The sequence below is a fragment of the Paenibacillus macerans genome (genome assembly GCF_900454495.1).
Lineage (GTDB): Bacteria > Bacillota > Bacilli > Paenibacillales > Paenibacillaceae > Fontibacillus > Fontibacillus macerans.
In genome coordinates this window covers 1,917,485-1,936,446 of record NZ_UGSI01000002.1, presented here as the reverse complement: position 1 = coordinate 1,936,446, position 18,962 = coordinate 1,917,485, and the positions used below count along the sequence as shown (strand labels likewise).

Annotated in this window: 12 protein-coding genes; 3 read left to right on the top strand and 9 right to left on the bottom strand. The window is 53.0% G+C overall.

The annotated features are described in order from the left end of the window. Positions 1–478: 478 nt before the first annotated feature. Positions 479–1,417: an ABC transporter substrate-binding protein gene (locus tag DYE26_RS31910; protein ID WP_127463438.1), complete on the bottom strand. Its 939-nt coding sequence runs from the start codon at positions 1,415–1,417 to the stop codon at positions 479–481. A 236-nt stretch (positions 1,418–1,653) separates the two neighbouring features. Between DYE26_RS31910 and DYE26_RS31905 the strand changes: the two genes are divergently transcribed. Beyond that, positions 1,654–2,010 (top strand): DUF952 domain-containing protein, encoded by a 357-nt coding sequence (locus DYE26_RS31905; protein ID WP_036620794.1) that lies wholly within the window; start codon positions 1,654–1,656, stop codon positions 2,008–2,010. A gap of 503 nt (positions 2,011–2,513) precedes the next feature. Here the strand turns inward: DYE26_RS31905 and DYE26_RS31895 are convergent. After that, positions 2,514–5,552: a glycoside hydrolase family 2 TIM barrel-domain containing protein gene (locus DYE26_RS31895; RefSeq protein WP_036620788.1), complete on the bottom strand. Its 3,039-nt coding sequence runs from the start codon at positions 5,550–5,552 to the stop codon at positions 2,514–2,516. 111 nt (positions 5,553–5,663) lie between these two features. Between DYE26_RS31895 and DYE26_RS31890 the strand changes: the two genes are divergently transcribed. Further along, complete coding sequence (locus tag DYE26_RS31890) at positions 5,664–6,545, top strand: helix-turn-helix domain-containing protein (RefSeq protein ID WP_036620786.1); 882 nt, start codon at positions 5,664–5,666, stop codon at positions 6,543–6,545. Between the two features lie 23 nt (positions 6,546–6,568). Here DYE26_RS31890 and DYE26_RS31885 read toward each other — a convergent pair whose 3' ends face one another. From DYE26_RS31885 to DYE26_RS31860, 6 genes are all read right to left on the bottom strand, one after another. Then, a complete protein-coding gene (locus DYE26_RS31885; protein ID WP_036620785.1) occupies positions 6,569–7,483 on the bottom strand; it encodes a dienelactone hydrolase family protein in 915 nt (304 codons plus the stop codon). 144 nt (positions 7,484–7,627) lie between these two features. Further along, positions 7,628–9,217: a glycoside hydrolase family 43 protein gene (locus DYE26_RS31880; RefSeq protein WP_036620782.1), complete on the bottom strand. Its 1,590-nt coding sequence runs from the start codon at positions 9,215–9,217 to the stop codon at positions 7,628–7,630. After that, positions 9,211–10,614, bottom strand: a complete 1,404-nt coding sequence (locus tag DYE26_RS31875; RefSeq protein WP_036620780.1) for a glycoside hydrolase family 28 protein — start codon at positions 10,612–10,614, stop codon at positions 9,211–9,213. The genes DYE26_RS31880 and DYE26_RS31875 overlap by 7 nt, the downstream gene beginning before the upstream one ends. A 16-nt stretch (positions 10,615–10,630) precedes the next feature. Next, positions 10,631–11,752, bottom strand: a complete 1,122-nt coding sequence (locus tag DYE26_RS31870) for a glycoside hydrolase family 88/105 protein (RefSeq protein ID WP_036620778.1) — start codon at positions 11,750–11,752, stop codon at positions 10,631–10,633. Then, positions 11,749–13,272: an extracellular solute-binding protein gene (locus tag DYE26_RS31865; protein WP_124332565.1), complete on the bottom strand. Its 1,524-nt coding sequence runs from the start codon at positions 13,270–13,272 to the stop codon at positions 11,749–11,751. The genes DYE26_RS31870 and DYE26_RS31865 overlap by 4 nt, the downstream gene beginning before the upstream one ends. Before the next feature lie 51 nt (positions 13,273–13,323). Then, the gene (locus DYE26_RS31860) at positions 13,324–14,181 is read right to left on the bottom strand and encodes an ABC transporter permease (protein WP_051985836.1); all 858 of its coding nucleotides are present in this window, start codon (positions 14,179–14,181) and stop codon (positions 13,324–13,326) included. 415 nt (positions 14,182–14,596) lie between these two features. Between DYE26_RS31860 and DYE26_RS31855 the strand changes: the two genes are divergently transcribed. Further along, positions 14,597–15,511, top strand: coding sequence for a carbohydrate ABC transporter permease (locus DYE26_RS31855; protein WP_051985328.1), 915 nt, complete (start codon positions 14,597–14,599; stop codon positions 15,509–15,511). A gap of 1,064 nt (positions 15,512–16,575) precedes the next feature. On the opposite strand, the gene DYE26_RS31845 is transcribed toward DYE26_RS31855, so the two are convergent. Next, positions 16,576–18,831 carry a helix-turn-helix domain-containing protein gene (locus DYE26_RS31845; RefSeq protein WP_036620772.1) on the bottom strand — a complete coding sequence of 752 codons (2,256 nt, stop codon included), beginning with the start codon at positions 18,829–18,831 and terminating at the stop codon, positions 16,576–16,578. Positions 18,832–18,962 lie beyond the last annotated feature (131 nt).

Sequence of the window (18,962 nt, the reverse complement as noted above, 5' to 3'; positions counted from 1 at the left end):
AAATATTCAATTTACGTACCATTCTAGGTTGAAAAAATAAATAAAGCGCTTTGCCATGTAACGTCTAACTTAAAAAATTTAAGTTTAAGATGAGGCTCAACCTAAAAAACGGTGCTTGATTACGTGTTAATCTCGAATGATCAAGCTAACCGGAACATCTTCTGCGCTAACGGTTGCCACAAGCGCTATTTGCTCCAAAAACGTTGATTTCAAATTCTAACGGTTGCCATCGTGCTAATTTCACTTAAATCCGGCTATTTTGGCTTAGATTCAGGCAAATAACAACGCTCACAACCGTTAGAATTTAGAAAAGGCCTTTTTTCGTAAAATAGCCACTGCTACATCCGTTAGATTTTTTTCGCGCTCTTTACGTTATCGAACTTGTCCCGCGGTCAAGCGCCGATTCTAAGGCTAATAAAAAAACAGAAACCCCTCCCGCTTAAAGGATTCGTCTCTGTTTTATCTACTGTCAAATCATTCAGTTGCCCGATTGCCTAAGCGCCTGTTCAAGCTCCTCTTCCATCGATTGAAGCGACTCCCGAACCGTACTCTGATCCGACATGATTTTTTCCATATGCTTCTGCGAGATTTCATCTATTTTTGGCAAAAAGGAAGCGGGGAACTTGCGTAATTGATTAATAAGCGTAACGTTAACCTGTTCGAGTTTGTAAAAGGATTTCAACGGTTCATCCATCGCGTCCGGATTAGGCCGCGCCGGCAGATCGGTCATGTTGATTTGCGGCAATAACTTGGCGTAATTTTCACCGCAAATATATTGAATGAATTCCAGCGCCCCTTTAGTTTCTTTTATCTCCAAGGGAATTGCAAAAATATCGTTCATATAAACACCATTCCCCATATGAGGGTTGTTCGCGCTGACCGGAAGAGTCACCATTCCCCATTCCCATGCCAGCGGCTTTGCCCCTGGTTCGTCGCTTCTACTCATTAATGTTCTATATAAGGTAGATTCGTCCAAAGCCATCGCTATATCTCCGCGCAAAAAAGGATACGCCCTTAACTCCAATGCTTCCTTTTGCATAGAGTCATCCGCCTTGATCCGGCTTGGATCGTAACAAACTTTGGTTTTAAAACAATCCGTGACATTTTCGAAAATTCGCTTCCAGGATTCAGTGTTTAAGGTAATATGCTCGCTATTATTAAAAGACAAACCGCTGGATTCCCCGACTTTCAACGCCATCATAAAAGGATTGGGCGAGTCTTTATGATAAAGCCCGTATTGAGGCTCGTTATTTTCATTAACCGCAGGAAACTGCCCCGCCAACTTGAACATCTCTTCCCAAGTCATAAAATCATGAGGGTATGCAATCCCGTATTGATCAAAAAGACTTTTATTAGGTGTAATTCGGATGCGTCGCCAGAAAAAAATTACCGTATTGCCGATTAAAGACGGTTTCATTCCAAGCAAGAACTTTTAAAGTGACATCGGCTTGCTCTTGCTCTTCTTTTGCAGTACACCCGGTAAATAGGATACACAGCATAAACAGGGTGAAGATTTTCCTAAGCATTTTAATATTGCCCCTTTTTTGTAATATTCAGCAGAAGGGTATTTTCATAGCTGATGGAAGAATATAAAGATGATTCCTTGATTTAAACTATTTTACTATATATTTCATTATAAGAGAGGAGCGTAAAATGGTCATATTGCATTGTTTGCAGCAAACAACATGGGAGGAGGTCAAGGATCGTTTATATTACGGAAAACAATCGATTGAGCGCGATGGATTTATCCACTGTTCTTCGATTGAAACTTTTTGGCGGGTCGCCCCAAATTTCAAGGATATGCATGAACCGTTGCTTCTCTTGTGCATTGACACCGGCAAAGTCGAAGCCCCGATTAAATGGGAAGACACCGGCAACTATGGGCAAGTTTATCCGCATATCTATGGCGAATTAAACCTGAGCGCCGTCATTAATGTCTTGCCGTTTTTGAGGGATGGGCAAGGGGATTTTGTATTAAATGAGGAATTAAAAAATTACTCGCAATCGTAAGCTAGCGGTAAAAAAGGCCGCCGGGGAAATTTGCTCCGACGGTCTTTTGATGTGCAGCTTCTATTACCAAATATAGCGGTAAATATAGGGCTCAAAACAAAAATTGGCGCTTAACCGCAGGACAAGTTCGAAAGCGTAAAAGAGCGCAAAAAAATCTAACGGTTGTGAGGCGATGCTATTTGGGCAAAAACGAACGGATACAAAATGTAACGGTTGCCAGCGGGCCTATTTCCCGTTTTTCTGGCGGTAAGGTGGCGGTTTCGCCTAAATAAGCGCGATGACAACCTTTAAAAAAGAAACCACTGCTTTTTCGCTCGATGAAGCGCGATGACAACCGTTAGCGTAGAAAATGTTCCAGATAGCTTGATCATCCGAGAGTAAAACACTAGTCAAGCACCGATTTTTACCGATCTTTAGGTTGAGCCCCTTTTTTACCGTTATTTCCGCTGCCTCCAACAAAAACGCAGAGTGTGCTCCTTCTACACACTCTGAAACTCTACCGCTTAATCCTCCTTAAACACCGGCGCTACCGTCAGCTCGAAATCAAACGATTTCTCCTTGAGCTGGTAAGCCTCGGCGAGCTGCGGCCCGCATGAGCCCGAGCCTGCCCCGCTCATTTTGTAGTCGATCGACACGATCGTTTCGTCCCGTCTCGTAAGCTCGTAGATGTGCCGGGCCCGGGTCAAGTCCTCCGGCGTGTAGTGCAAGGCCTGGAAGGAGAACGGCTGCGGCGAGCGGAATTCCAGCCCCATGCCCAGTTCGCTGGAAGCGGTCGCCCATTCCGTCCCGTAGCGGGATCCGTTTTCCTGCGGCATGACGTAAGCTTCGAACATGTCGTCCACGGTAAGCAGATATTTGCCTTTGCGGACGCTGGCCCGCTTGTCGACATAGCTTTCATGCGGACCGTAGCCGTAATACTCAATCTCCTCGGTTCCTTTCGGCATCGTCAGTTCCAGACCAAACCGCGGCAAGTACGGAAGGTCTTCACGGACGTCAACGTGTACAGCAAGTTTCACTTCACCGGTCGGCGCAAACGTCCATACCGCTTGCCCGCGCAGGAACGGACTAAACGTATATCCGCCCAGCGAAAAATCGGTGCAGACCTCAACCGCAGCGTCCGAACGTTGTTGCCACCGGCTGCCGTACACCTTCATGCCGGCGCGGTTCAGGCCGGCCGCTTCCCAGGCTTTGCGGATATACATGTCGTTGTCCATCGGCGCCCGCCAGATGTTGAAGCGGGCCGGCTGATACAGCAGCGGAACACCATGCTTCGACATACGGCTGACCACCCCGGTCCGCAAATCGAAAACATGCTCGAAATCGAAGCCGGTTACCGTCAGCAGGCCGCCGTGCTCCTTGACGTCCATAAACTCGGCGTAATGCTCGCCTTGCCGCGGTTGAACCTCCGGCACGGCCGCCTTCGCTCCCGAAAACTCGAATTGATAGAAGGCGATCTCGTAGCCCTCTTCCGCAAAGCGGTTTTCCTGCTGCTGCCGCACTGAGCAGGTCAGCACAAACGGCCCCGGAAGCTCCTGCGGAAGCACGAAAGGGATCGTCAGCGGCTGCGATTCCCCAGGCAACGCCGCAAGCGGACCCGTCCGGCCCTGCTGCAGCGTTTCGCCTTCCCGCTCCAGCTTCCAGTTCACCGCTAAGTGCGACAGGTCGATAAAATCGTAGCGGTTCAGCACCCGGAAGCGGCCCTGCTTCGCATCCTCCGCTTCGATCAGCACCGGCGCGATCACCTGCTTTAATTCCAGCAGCCCGGTATGCGGTTTGCGGTCCGGCGACACGAGACCGTCGATGCAGAAGTTGCCGTCGTTCGGCTTATCGCCGAAGTCGCCGCCGTAAGCAAAATAGCTTTCGCCGTCCGGCGTTTTGGCCGCGATGCCGTGGTCGCACCATTCCCATACGCAGCCGCCCATCAGCTTCGGATAGGCATAAATGACGTTCCAGTAGTCCCGCAAATCGCCCGGGCCGTTCCCCATCGCATGGCTGTATTCGCACAGGAACAGCGGTTTCGCGTTGTTTTCGTCCTTGGCGTACGCTTCGATCTCCGGCACCGACGCGTACATCCGGCTGTCCATATCGAGGCATTCCGTATTCGGATCGCCGTGATACCGGGCGGCCGCGCCCTCGTAATGGACCGGTCTCGACACGTCGCGCGCTTTCGTCCATTCGGCCATGGCGATATGGTTCGGACCGTAGCCGGATTCATTGCCCATCGACCAGATGATGACCGAGGCGTGGTTTTTGTCCCGTTCAACCATCCGCACCGCCCGCTCGACAAAAGCTGCCTTCCAAGCCGGGTCCACCGTCAATTTATGAAAAGAACCCTCCTCGATTTTCCCGGTTTGCGTCACGCCATGGCATTCCAAATCCGCCTCGTCGATCACGTAAAACCCGTACTCGTCGCAAAGGTCGAGGAACCGCGGATCGTTCGGATAATGCGAAGTCCGGATCGTATTGATGTTGTGCCGCTTCATCAGCTTCAGGTCCCGGATCATGTGGTTCAGCGGAACGGTTTGCCCGAGCGCCGGATGCGAATCGTGGCGGTTGACGCCTTTGAGCTTGACGGCGCGGCCGTTAATTTGGAAGACGCCGCCCGCGATCTCCACCTTTTTAAAACCGGCCCGGAACCGCAGCACCTCCGCTCCCGCATACAACAAAAGCTCATATAACCGAGGCGCCTCGGCGTTCCACAGCTGCGGCTGCGGCACGTCCAGTTCGATGGCGCCTCGGCCATCAATCTCGGCCTCCTGCGACGCAACAACCTTCCCGTCCGGGTCGCACAGTTCGGCTTTCACCGTGATGCCGCCGGTCGTTTCAATTTCCGAACGCAGCTTGCCCGAAGCCAGATCGTCCGACAACAGCGGTTTGTTGAACACGTCGCGCACATGCGTTTTGTCCCGGGAAAGCAGATACACATCGCGGTAAATGCCGGAGAAGCGCCAAACATCCTGATCCTCCAGATAAGTTCCGTCGCACCATTTCAGGACCAGAACCGCGATGCGGTTGCGGCCGGCCTGCACGTACGGAGAAAGGTCGAACTCGGCCGGAACGCGGCTGCCTTGGCTATAGCCGGCAAAATGGCCGTTCACCCATAAATAGAAGCAGGCGTTAACCCCTTCAAACACGATATAAGTTTCCCGCTTCGTCCACGCCGACGCCAAATTGAAATCCCTTACATAAACGCCCGCGGGATTGTCGTCCGGCACAAAGGGCGGATCATAAGGAATCGGATAGTTGACGTTCGTGTAATGAAGCTGGTCGTAGCCGTTCGTCTGCCAGCAGGAGGGCACGATCAGGTCGTCCCAAGCGGCGGGATCCGCGTCTTTTTCAAAAAAACGGTCGCCGATTTCACGCAAGCTGCGGTGATAACGGAACTTCCAGGCGCCGTTCAAGGTCTGGTAAAAAGGCGAACGCCCGCGTTTTCCCGTCCTGGCCGCTTCCGCATCCGCGTATGGAATAAAGGAAGCTCTCGCCGGCAGGCGGTTTACGTGCAGAGTAGACAAGGTTTCCCAGTATTTTTCCAACTCGATCATGGCTTCACACTCCTAACAGGTTTGCTCTCATTATAGATGTGAGCTATAATCGGACGGAAGCCACAAATCGGACAAAACACCGTACAAAATGGACAAAAGAGGTGTCGTCCCATGGAACTGCTCCCGCTTAGAAGCAATTTGACACATTCCCTGCGCGAGCTTTTGCCGTTATCGGTTTATACCGCGGGTACGGAAATCCAGCCGCCGATCACGCGGATGAAAGGTTTCTCCGCCCATCAGCTGTTTCTGACCCTCTCCGGCTCGGGGCGGTTTCGCCAGCTGCAGGTGAATAAGGACAAATGGGACATCCTCGGCCCCGGCCAGCTATTATACATCCCCGCCGGCTGCGCGCACGAGTATATGCCGTATGGAGAACAGCCCTGGTTCGTCGGGTACGTTACGATGGTGGAGAATTTTGGAGACCTGTTAAGCCGGTGGGGGTTTCATCATGCTCCTAAAAAGCTGCAGCTGTCGGACGTCTCCCTGTTCACCGGCCCGCTCCGGGAAATCTGGGAGCGCTCCGGCGCAGGCAATGACCCGTGGCAAACGACGGAGTTGCTGCTGTCCCTGCTGCTGACGATCGTGAAGGATACCGCCGCCGGCAGGCCCGCTCCCCCGGACTCCGAGCCGCCGCTGCACACCCCGCCGCCCGCTTCCTACCGGGAAACGGTTGTCGATGTGGCCGTCCGCTTCCTGCACGACCATATGAACCGGCCGATCACCATCGCCCGGCTGGCGGAGCATGTCGGCTATTCGCAAAAGCAGCTGACCCGCCTGTTCCGCCAGTCGATCGGCCTGACGCCGCTGCAATATCTGCAGCAGATCCGGCTCAGAACCGCGCGCCTGCTGCTGCAGGATCACCCCGAACTGACCGTCAGGCAGGCCGCGTCCTACGTCGGCCTGGAGCCGGTTTATTTCACGCGGCTGTACAAGCGCGAGTTCCACCGGCTGCCTTCAGCGGATCGCGGCGGCGGGGCGGAACAGGCAGACTGAACACGAATGGGCGCGATAAATGGTCAGGCCGGCAAATGCAACAACAAAAACTCCCGCCAAGCCGCCCGCATTTCCGCCGTTTCCATATGGCCGCCCCCGGTGACGACCGTCCGCCAATGCTCCGGCTGCCCCGCAGCCGCGTAAGCTTCCCGCAAACCGGCAGCCAATAACTCGACTCCTGCAACCGGACACAGCCGGTCGTTGCGGCCGGTAAGGCTCATCCGCGGTCGCGGCACGATCAGCTTTTGGACGTCCAGCGTCGTAAAATGCTTCAGCAGCCCGGGGACATAGGAGTAGAAGCCATGATGGTCCAACCCCCGCTTGGCGATCAGCGTTCCGGCGTCCACCTGCCCGCAGATATCAACCGTGACCTTGACCCGTTCATCCAATGCAGCCAGCCACCAGGCCATCAGTCCGCCCATCGACATGCCGATCGTGGCAACCCGCGAAGCATCCACGTCTTCCCGGTCGCACATATAATCGAGCAGGCGGCGGTTGTCATACAGCATCATCCCCCACATGACCTGGCCGTTCCACAGCATCTCCTTGACGAGCTCGCTTTCGGTCTTCCCGCCCCGCTCGTTGAAGCCCCACATATCGATGCAGGCTACGACGCAGCCCATCCCGGTAAGCTCCTTGGCAAACGACGGCTCCTGCAAATAATCGCTGCTGCGGATCAGCTCGTTGCGGCCATTGCCGTAATTGCCGCCATGGGAATGGTTAAAAATCACAAGCGGAAACGGCCCTTCCCCTTCTTTCGGCTTAGCCACATAAGCTGGGACCGGGTCATTTCCGTTCAGATCCAGCACCAGCGTTTCCAGCAAATAGCCGTCACGTTCCTCCGACTTCAACAGCTTTGCCGAAATCGGCCCTTCCGCCGGGAGATCCCCCAGCAAACTGTGCAATTTTTCCCGCGCCTCGACCGGCTTCCAATCCACTTGCAATCGCCCTCCTTAAAAATTGTCCATCCGATTTGTTTCCGTTTCATCAGCTTTGTTTGCGTTTCGTCTGCTTTGCTTGCGTTTCATCCTCCTTCATACTTGCGCTACTTTTCCTCCTGGCGGTTGCTCGCTTCCCTTCTTTTAGCCGCGCTTATCCCTGCCTGTATACCTGAAATATCCAAAATCGGCATAGCTGCCGCCGAACCGGTTCATATCATGAGCCGCGATCCCGATAAAATTGCCGGTAAATCCGCCCGAGAGAAAGCCGATATTTCGCGCTCCGCCTAAAGGGAGCCACGCTTCCTTATCATCCAGCCGGTAATAGAACTGTCCGTGAACCCCGGACACGTCTGCCGCCAATTGAATCGCCGTGAACCGGTCCACATCGATCAAAACAGTATCAAGCGTGAATTCGTCCCTTTCGCAGCACATCAGCCTGAGCACCTTGCCCTGGCCCTCTTCATGGCTGACATAGGCATACCAATAGTTATCCTCGTTTAAATAGAGCATCAGCCCGGCCATTTGCAAATAAGAAACCGGGGCGCATTCCACCAACGTTTCCGCGCGGAAAGACTTGTCCGTCTGGCGGATCGCCACGATATGATGACGAAACAAGCTTTGCGGCGATTCGCCCGCTTGAATGCGCAGCCAGCCTTTTCTTGCGGACAGCGAGCACCAGCTTTCATCCGCCATAATGCGCAGCGTATTCCAATTTTCCTTCAGCCCCGGGCCGGAAAAATCATCGGCAAAATCCGTCACGCGATCTTGCGGCATAACCCCGCCAGGCAGCGGCACGGCAAGCTGCGGCGTGTTCCCGCCCGCGGCCAGGCGGAGCCAGCCCGCCTCGTCCCAATACACCTGCTGCAGCGCGGTTTCTCTCCCCAGGATGGCATACTTCCCCTCGACAGGCCGCGTACATAAATGCGCCATATACCAGTCTCCATCGGGCGTCTCCACCAAGCTGCCGTGGCCGGCGCATTGCAGCGCCAGACCGGGATCGTTCCGCGAGGTCAGCATCGGATTCAGCGGGTCGACTTCATAGGGGCCGAGCAGTTCCCGGGAGCGCGCCACGGTAACGGCATGCCCGGTCCCGGTTCCCCCCTCGGCGGTAATGAGATAGTAGTAGCCGCCGCGCTTGTAGATATGGGGCGCCTCCGTCTTATTCAGCGGCGTGCCATCGAACAATTTCTTCGGTTCGCCGGCCAGTTTGCCCAGGCGGTGATCATATTCCTGAATCACGATGCCGCTCGATTTATTGCCCTCGCTGATGCGGTAATCCCACAAGCAATTAAGCAGCCACTTGCGGCCGTCGTCGTCATGGAACAAGGACGGATCAAAGCCGCTGCTGTTGAGATATACCGGCTCCGACCAAGGCCCGTGGACCGAAGGCGCCGTGATCAAATAATTATGGCAATCTTTAAAAGGGCGCTTCGTGCTTTTTACATCGGTATACAGGAGATAAAACAAACCGTCATGGCAGCTAAGCTGCGGAGCCCAAATGCTGCAGTTTTTCGGATTTCCCTGCAAATCTGCCTGATGGGTCAATATATCCGTGCAATGCTCCCAATCAGCCAAGTTTGCCGACTCGTAAACTCTAACCCCGGGGAGCCACTCAAAAGTAGAAACCGCGATGTAATAAACATCTCCTGCCCGCAATATACAAGGGTCCGGATTAAATCCCGGCAATATCGGGTTTTGGACAAAAGCTGTCTTTGTTCCTTCCGCTACCATGATCCTCGCGCCTCCTCGCCTGAATCCTTACCCGAATCCTCTTCCGCGTCCAAATTCGCCGGCGGAACCGTAATCTGCTCCAGCAGCCGTTCCTCGCGTTTTGTGTTTCTGGACTCGCAATGCTCCACGGTCACCTGCTCCCCGTTCTCCACATAAAAAGCCGGCCCTTCGTGATTTTCGATAGTGACATGGTGAAACCGGATTTGTCTTACATTCCCGAGGAAAAATCCGCGATTGTTCATTTCGCTTAAGTCCGCCATCATTGCCGGAACGCCCGGCGCCGCGTTCTCCGCCATGGAAATATCGATATGATCGAACGTAATTTCGGAAATGTACTGTTCGGCCAGGCCGTAAAGGAATCCGGCGGCGGCATGGACCCGGCGCGCAGTAATGTTTGAAAAATGAATTCGCCGGAAACACGGCGTCTCCTCCGTCACGGGGTAAGGATTTTTGTCCCAAACGTATTTGTCTTTGCCGCGCGGACCGCAGAAATAATAAAGATTCATGATAAACGGGCAGATGACGTCCTCCATCACGATATTGCCGATACGGATATCTTCCACGATCCCCCCGCGTCCCCGCCGGGATTTCAGACGGATGCCGCGGTCGGTATGCTGGAATACGCAACCCGTGATCGTGACGTTGCGGATGCCGCCGCTCATCTCGCTGCCCAGCACCACGCCGCCATGACCGTGCACCATCGTGCAGTTCATAATTGTAATATTTTCGCATGGGACGCGTTCCGCCGTATCCTCGGTGCCGGCCTTAATCGCGATGCAGTCGTCCCCCACATCGATATGGCAGCCGGTGATCCGTACATTGCGGCACGATTCGGGATTGATGCCGTCCGTATTCGGCGAATCAGCGGGATTATGAATCGACAAATTGTCGATCGTCACATCGGTGCAACGGATCGGATTGACCGTCCAGCTCGGGGAATTGACCAGGTTCAGGTCCCTTAGCGTCACGCGGCGGCAGCCGTCAAAGCTGATCAGCTTCGGCCGGGGAAACTCCAGTTCCTCCGGCGCGTACCGCTTCTTGTCCCACCACGGCCCGCCGTTTCCGTCGAGCGTCCCGTAGCCCGTGAGCGCGACATTTTCCAAGTCCTGGCCAAAAATACACGACATATGCACCTGCTGAAGCACGCCTTCCCATCTGGAGACGACCGCCGGGTAATGCTCCGGGTCCGTACTGAACGACAGCACGGCGCCGGGGCTTACATGCAGTTCGATATTGCTCCTCATCTCGATCGCACCGGTCAAATATTTGCCCGCCGGCACGAACACCGTGCCTCCCCCCGCCGCGCTTGCGGTTTCGATGGAAGCTTGAATCGCCGCCGTCACCAATGTTTTTCCGTCCGGAACCGCGCCGAAATCGGCGATGTTGTATACATGCATCCCTTTTTCCTCCTGTTCAAGGGGTCTCTTTCATGTCCGCGAGCCATTCCACCTCGGCGCAGGCCTGCAGGAACGCCCCGACTCCCTTTAGATCGTTCGTAATGATCGGCTCGCTGATGTAATAAGCGTAGGTGCCGTCCCGGCGATCCTCCCCGCCCAGCCCGGCCACCTGGCAGTTTTTGTTCAAATTCACCCAGCCTTGTTTCGTTTCCAGCACAAATTCCGTAATCAGCCCCCGGAAAGCCTTATCCAACGTGTTCCGCCAATCGTCCGCATCCAGCACTCCAAGCCGGATTCCTTTGGCGATGGCAAAAGTGATCATACTGGAAGCCGACGCTTCCAAATAATTGCCTTTGCGTCCGCCCATATTCACGATCTGATACCAAACGCCGCTGGCCTCGTCCTGGTAATTTCGCAAAGCCGTGAGCACGCCTTTGAAGATCCGGACCAGCTCGGCATAATCGCGATGCCCCTGCGGCAGCAGCTCCAGCACATCCGCCAAGGCCATGACGTACCACCCCAGGGAGCGGCCCCAGAAATTCGCGGACAATCCGGTGGCGGGATCGCACCAGGGCTGGACTTTTTTTTCATCCCAGGCATGATAAAGCAGTCCCGTACCAGCGTCCTTCGTATGCTTTTCGCACAACATAAACTGCTTCGTCACATCGTCCAAGCCGTTTCCGTCTTCGAAGGTCAGCAAATACTCCAAATAAAACGGCGCCCCCATGTAAAGACCGTCGAGCCAAATTTGATAAGGGTAAATCTTTTTGTGCCAAAAAGCCCCTTCCGACGTACGCGGATGCGCAGCCAGCTGCGATCTCAGCAGCGCGGCCGCTTGCCTGTACTTCTCCAGGCCGGTTTCCCGGTGCAGCAAAAACAGCAGCTTGCCGTTATTCAGGTGATCGATATTGTATTCATCCTGGCGGTATCCCCGCACGCTTCCGTCTTCGCCGATAAAATAATCCATATGTTCCCGGATATACTGAAAATACTTGCGCTCCCCCGTCCGCTTCCACAATAGCGCAAACCCTCTTAGCACCACGCCGTAATCGTAGGACCATTTGCCGTTATACCCCTTCTCGTACAATTTCGGCGTCCGTTCCAGCACGGATTGCGCGGTTCTTCCAGCCCAACTCATCCATTGGCCCCCTTATACGCAGCTTCGTACTCGCTGATAATTTTGCTCCCCCCGGATTGCTTCCATTTCTCGACCTCCGCCTTAAACCCGTTCAAATCGAGGGAGCCGAGAATGTATTTATAGGTGGCGTCCGTAATAATCTTTTGCAATTCCGACCCCATCGTCGTATAGGTTTCCGATTCCAGCGAATAAGCCGGATTGTAAACCGCGTATTTCTCATTTTCCAAAATCAGTTCAGTGGCTTCGACCTTCAGCGGATCGGCATCGTGAATTTTATAACCGGGCTCCTTGGGACGGGAAGAGGAAAACGGCTGGACTTCCTGCTCCCATTTATTCTGATTCAGGATCGTGACGGCCATATCCGCGTCCACCGTGTAGTGCACGCCTTCGATACCATAGGTCATCAAGGTGAAGATCTCTTCGTCCATCAGATCGTTTACGAATTTTAGAAGTCGCTTCAATTCCGCCTCGTCTTTGACTTCCGATTTGGGGAAGGCCAGCAAACCGCCGATTCCTCCGTTCCCCGCCCAGATCGCCCGGTCGCTTTCGTTGCCGGTGGAAGTAATATCGTTGACAAGCGCTATTTCCATGCCGTCCTGAATGCCGATCGCGTTATTAAGCAAGTTTTTGCCGTCAAACAAGGCGCCGACATAAATGCCCGCTTTGCCTTGCGAGAAGCCGTCCTGCTGGTCCTTCTTAGCCGTAACGGCAAAATCCTGGTTAATATAGCCGTTAACGTATAATTCCTTCATGTAATCCATCGTTTTGAGGTATCCCTCGGTTTCAAACTCCGGCGTAAATTTACCGTCTTCGCTGACTTCCCAGTAGTTGGGGGTGCCAAAATAAGAGCTCAATGTCTTAAATGCTCCGTAAATCAAATCGCTGCGGTCGATAAATCCATAAGTGTCCTTTTTCCCGTTGCCGTCCGGATCCTGCTCGGTGAAAGCTTTAGCCACGGCCATCAATTCGCCGGTGGTTTTAGGCACTTCGAGGCCCAGCTTGTCGAGCCAGTCCTTGCGGATCACCACGCCATTGCGGGCCACGTCCTTGAGAAAAGGAACCCCGTACAGCTTGCCGCCGATCGAAGCGGCCCGCCGCTGTTCTTCGGAAATCGCCCCCAGATTCGGGAATTCATCCAGATAAGGCCCGACTTCCCAGAACATTCCCGCTTTAAGCGCATTGCGTACGGATGCGTTTTCAAGAATCGTCAGGGAGACGATGTCGGCCAGCGAGGTGGACGCCAGCGCGGTATTGATCCGCTCCTCCTTGCTCGCGTCGGGAACCCAGGAAAATTTGATTTTCGTATTCGTTTTTTCCTCGATCAGCTTCTGGATATCGCCCGTCGGCGTAGTAGGCGTATGCAGCATATTCATCCAGGTAATGGTCGCCGGTTCTTCGCCTCCCGGGCTGCCGCCACCTTCGCCCGCGCCGGTGGTTACGCTTTTCACGCCGCCGCAGGCGGACAACAAGAGGATCAGGGCGAACGACAAAACCGCCATTTGCTTCATTTTCTTTTTCATTTTCATTTTCATACCCCTCTCTTTTAATGAATCTATAGAAAATTGCACTTATTAGTACACTCCATCTTCCCCGAATTTTTTGGCCAGCTTGTTGGAGAGCATCACCAGTATCAAACCGACCAGGCCCTTGAACAATCCGACCGTTGTACTAAAGCTCAGCTGTCCGTTCTTTAAGCCGGCGGTATAAATATAGGTATCGAAGATTTCCGCCACCTCGCGGTTCAAGGAATTAAGCATCAAATACATATGCTCAAAGCCGAGATCCAGCGTGCTGCCGATTTTCAGAATCAACAGCGTAATGATCACGGGGCGGATCGCCGGCAAGGTGATGTGCCACGTTTTTCTCCAGCGCCCGGCGCCGTCCATTTCAGCCGCTTCATATAGTTGCGTATCCACGACCGTGATGGCGGCCAGATAAATGATCGTCGACCATCCGAGCTCCTTCCAAATGATCTGCAGAATATACACGGTCCGCAGCCACTCCGGAGAAGTCAAAAAGCTGATCTTGTGAAAGCCGAGCGCGGCCAGCAGTTCATTGAATACCCCGCCGTCCACATTCAGGAACACATACGTGATGGACACGATGATGACCCAGGACATGAAATGGGGAAGATACATGATCGATTGCACCGCGTTTTTAAACCATTTGTTCCGCACTTCGTTCAGCATCAGCGCCACAAGGATCGGCAGCGGAAAGAAAAATACGATGTTCATGGCAAACAGGATCAGCGTATTCCTCAGCAGCATAAAAAACGTGGGCTCCGTAAACAAACGGAGGAAATGCTTTGGCCCCACCCAGGGACTTCCGGCAATCCCCAGGAAAGGCTGATAATCCTGAAAGGCGATCACCAGCCCCCCCATCGGCAAGTACTTAAAAACAATAAAGTACACAAGCCCGGGGAAAATCATCAGATATAAAAGTTTGTTGCGGTTTAAGGCTTTCACTAGAGCAACCTCCTCAAAGTTTTGTGAGCGCTGCTTCCTGCATGAGCTTCGAGCAAAACTCGCTTCGGAAGCATAAGCCTAGTTTTGTGAGCGTTGCTTCCTAAGTAGACTTCGAACAAAACTCGCTTCGAAAGCTTGGGCTCGGAACTACCCTTTTTACGTTTTTAAGCGTAATGGATAGGGGACGTTCCGTATATAATCACCAGATGACAGCGGTTGCAAAACCGGCCGGGAGCGGGCTTTTTCGGTGATTTCACCTTAGTTGCTGATTACGGGCTAAGCTGAGGAGCATGCGGATTATTGGCCCTCTTTTTCCGGTCCGAACAAGACCTCAATTGGAGATTATATACGTAATTCTCCTTTCGCTGGTAAGGTGGAAATGTCAAACGATAAAGAGGAGGAAACTCAAGTGGCACAAACTTTGCGGAAAAAACATTCCATCGGCGATCGGATCTTTACGATGATCAACGGCGCTTTATTGGCCCTCATTGCTCTGGCTTGTCTTTTGCCTTTCATTAATGTCATCGCCAGCTCTTTTGCTTCAACCCAGGAAATTGTAGCAAAGAAATTCATCCTGTTTCCAACCACGTTTTCCCTGGACGCCTACAAGTACATTTTTTCAACGCCAACGATCTTTAGAGGATTGGGCGTATCGGTCGGAGTCGCCTTGGTCGGAACCCTGGTAAGCATGGCCCTTACCGCTTTGATGGCGTACGGATTGTCCCGCAAATATCTGCTCGGCCGCGGTACCATCAATTTTATCGTCGTCTTCTCCATGCTGTTCAGCGGCGGGATGATTCCTACATTTCTCGTCGTAAAAAGCGTACATTTGATTGATTCCTACTGGTCCATGATTATTCCGACCGCCATCAACGCGTTTAATCTGATCATTATGCGCAACTTCTTTCAGGCGCTGCCGGACAGTCTGGAGGAATCGGCCAAAATCGACGGCTGCACCGACTTCGGCGTCTTCTTCAAAATCATGCTGCCCCTGTCGCTGCCGTCAGTCGCAACCATCTCCCTCTTCTACGGGGTTGCGTATTGGAATACGTACATGAATGCGATTTTGTATCTCAACGACTCCCTGAAATGGCCGATTCAGGTGCTGCTGCGCCAGATCGTCATCGTGTCCAGCGGCATGCAGGGCGACAACAGCGTCGTCGATATCGTCCCGCCGGCCCAAGCGATCAAGATGGGCGTGATCGTCGTCGCCACCCTGCCAATGCTGATCGCCTATCCTTTCGTGCAGCGCCACTTCGTGAAAGGGGCCCTGCTCGGTTCGGTCAAGGGCTAACACTTCCCCTGCTAAGTGACTAAAAACGGCCTGATAAAAACGGCCTGACGTCGTTCATTGATAGCCATGGCTCCAACATTGGAGGGAACGGGGAACTTATCCTGGGTTTGCTAAGGGACCGGAAAGACCTGACCCTATTTGCCCGAAATCAGCATGAAGCCAGCATGAAGTCAGAACGAAATCAGCATGAAGTCAGAACGAAATCAGCATGAAATAGTTCGAGATCGGCCCAAAACCAGCCCAAAATACACCTGAAATATGCTTAAAATACGCCTGGAATATGCCTGGAATATGCCTGGAAGGCCAAATGAGGGCGTCCGTTAACACTTTTAGAACGCTTAATTTTGACGAAGGACGAAGTAAGGTTATTTCGCTCCGTTGCTAGTCCGCCTCAACATATCGATTAGTGATATTAGTGATGTCAGCGTATATCAAGCACCAATTTCTGTTTTGAGCCAAAAAATAAGGGCAAGAAATGTCATTATTCCAGGGATACCCGTCTATTTGAGAGAAATAGAGACAATTTATGTCGCTATTTTCCCTCATCGCAAGGAAATGATCGCGTTCCGGAACCATTCTGGAAAAATAAGGGCATAAAATGCCGCTAATGGGGATGAACAAGCCGGATTCCTAATAATAAGCACATAAAATGCCGCTATTTTGAAGGCCGATGCTCAGTTGGTCCGACAACAGACGCTCAGCCGGTCGGTGCCGCAGCCGATGGTCGGTCTTACAGCCGACAGCCGATTGGTCCCGCTGCCGATGGTCGCTCCCGCAGCCAGCAGCCGATTGGTCCCGCAGTCGATGGTCGCTCCCGCAGCCAGCAACCGATTGGTCCCGCTGCCGATGGTCGCTCCCGCAGCCGACAGCCGGTCGGTCCCGCTGCCGATGATCGGTCCCGCTGCCAGCAGCCGACAGCCGGTCGCCCCGACAGCCGACGATCCCGCTGCCAACGGTCGATCAACGCAGGCAGCCGGCCTTCACGCCCCGATTCCCCCAATTTTCACTTTCTAACCTGTCAAAAAAGAGCTCTTCCGCCATGGAAAAGCTCCTTTATATTATCCTCAAACCGCTTGCCTTGCTTTGCGGTATTCGCCGGGGGTGACGTGCTCTTTTTTGCGGAACGAGCGGATAAAATTTTGCGGTTTATGGTACTGAAGCCGCTCCGCGATCTCCCTGACGGTCATGTCGGTTTCGACCAGCCACTTTTTGGCCATTTCCAGCCTGTAGTTCAACAGATATTCGGTAAATGTCGTGCCGTGTTCCTTTTTAAAAATGTTGCTTAAATAGTTCGGATTATAATGCAGCCGGTCGGCGATTTGCTCCAAGGTTAGTTCCTGATCGTATTCGGCCCTGACGATGACGGCGATTTCTTCGGATAAGCTGCGGAATTGCTTGTTTGTCTTATCCTTCATGCTTCTGACCATTGGAAAAATAATTTCGTCCACCAGCATCCGTTCGATTTCTTCGGGATTCCGCGTATCCAGCAGCACATGATACAGGGCGTAATTGTCCTGCTTAAGCAGGACCTCGATGCCGAGCAGCTGCTCCAGCTCAATCAAATTGTTCACGAACCGGACCAGGGCTACCTCGAAATTCATGGAATGTTTGTTTTTCTTCATCATCTCCGCGAGCAGCAAATACAAACTGCGGCTGACCTGCTCCTCATCGCCGAGACGAATCGCGTCGAAGAGCCGGGATTCCAGCTCCGCCGGATAATAAAGCAGCACTGGGCCCGAAACGCCCTGCGAAATATCCTCATAAAAGATGATCGATTCCTTGCCCAAATTAAGCCGGTGATGCAGCGCCTGCTTGCCCATTTCACAGGCTTCCTTGCTGCCGAGCAAACTGTCGTACGGATCGCTGATGCCGATGCTGATGGACACCTTTAAATATTCCCGGGCCCTTTTCATCAAGGCCGTCGCCTGTTCAAACAGCGGTTTGCGGATTTCCTGTTCGGTTTGGCCCGTAAACATCAGGATCGTGGCTTGGGTCTTATCGTTCAAAATAATCGGCAGCATCCGCCGCTCCGGCGGAATTTGCTCTTCCACCAGTTTATTGACCGCCAGCAGCAACACATCTTTATCCGACGCCTCGCGTTCGCCCAAATTGTCCAATTGGATCAGCATCGTTACGTAAAGGCGGTCCTCCATCGGCCGATATCCCAGCCTGGGCAGCTTTACGGCCAGTTCGTCCGCCGAGACGCGCCCCCGGAACAGATTCATGACGAGCTGCGTTTCCAACTGCGGCTTTTCCGCTTCCATCAAGTTCTCCAGGCTTTCCTTTTCGGTTATGATCGTATCGATGGAATGAATAATCGTTTCGATTTCATTTTTGGAGGCGGCCAGATCGTCGAGCGACAGGCTGCGTTTGATTTGCCGGATCGGCCTTGTAAAGTAAACGGCCAGGATATAAGCCACAATGACGATCAGTAACGTCAGCACCGCCCCCATCGTGATGATCCCGAACTTGGCCAGCTTCAGGGCGCCGGCGACTTCTTTTTGATCCAGCAAGGTCAGATAGATCCAATGGTTATATTCCGATACGGCGTAAATGATTTTCGGCGCGGACGTATGACCGCCGGCCTTTTGCAGGGACAGCACCCCCGTTGGTTCATGGTTCTCGTCAATCCGGGAGACAACCTCTTTCAATTGTCCGGAAGCGAGCCCGGGGTCCTGCGGATGGCCGCCGGAATACATGAGCTCGCCCTGCTTATTCAAAATATAAACGCCGCTGCCGTCACCCGTCTGGATCGTCTGGTCCAGCGTCTCCAGCGAGATGTCCGACATGGCGATCGCCTGTTTGTTCTTGGAGAACACCGGCAAGGTGTTGACGAACCGGATCCCCGTGTCCGTTTTGATCCAGAACAGGCTTTGGTTTTTATTTTGTATATAAGCTGCGATAAGGTCGTTTCTTTCTGCTTCGCTCAGTTTCGTCAGCCTGCCGTTCGAAATCCGCCAGTTCTGCTCCAGGCTGATCAGCGCGTATTCGGTTCGCTCCATCCCCAAGGTGGCGATGTAGTTCAGTTGGCTGTTCACGTTCCGGTACGCGATGAAATCCTGCTCCGTGATCGGGTTTTTGACAATTTCGCTAAACGATGTCGTCGTGCTGTACGTGTCAAACGCATATTCGATCGACCGGATCTGCTGCTCCAAATTATTTTTCGTCTGCAAAATAAAGCTTTGTTTGCCGCCGGCGATCCGCTCATTAACGGAGTTGACCGTGCTGAAATAAATGTAACCGGCAAAGCTGGCCACAAGACCAATGCCGAGCACGAGAATCGGGATGAATATTTTATAGAACAAGCTTCCTTTATGCATCGACGGGCGCTCCTTCTCCCAAGGGATTATTTTTATTATAGCGCTTACATGATTTTGTTGACAATTTATTTTCACGTGTGCAAAATGATATTTTTCTTGACTTTAAAATAAAACGCGATTTAGAATGAAAA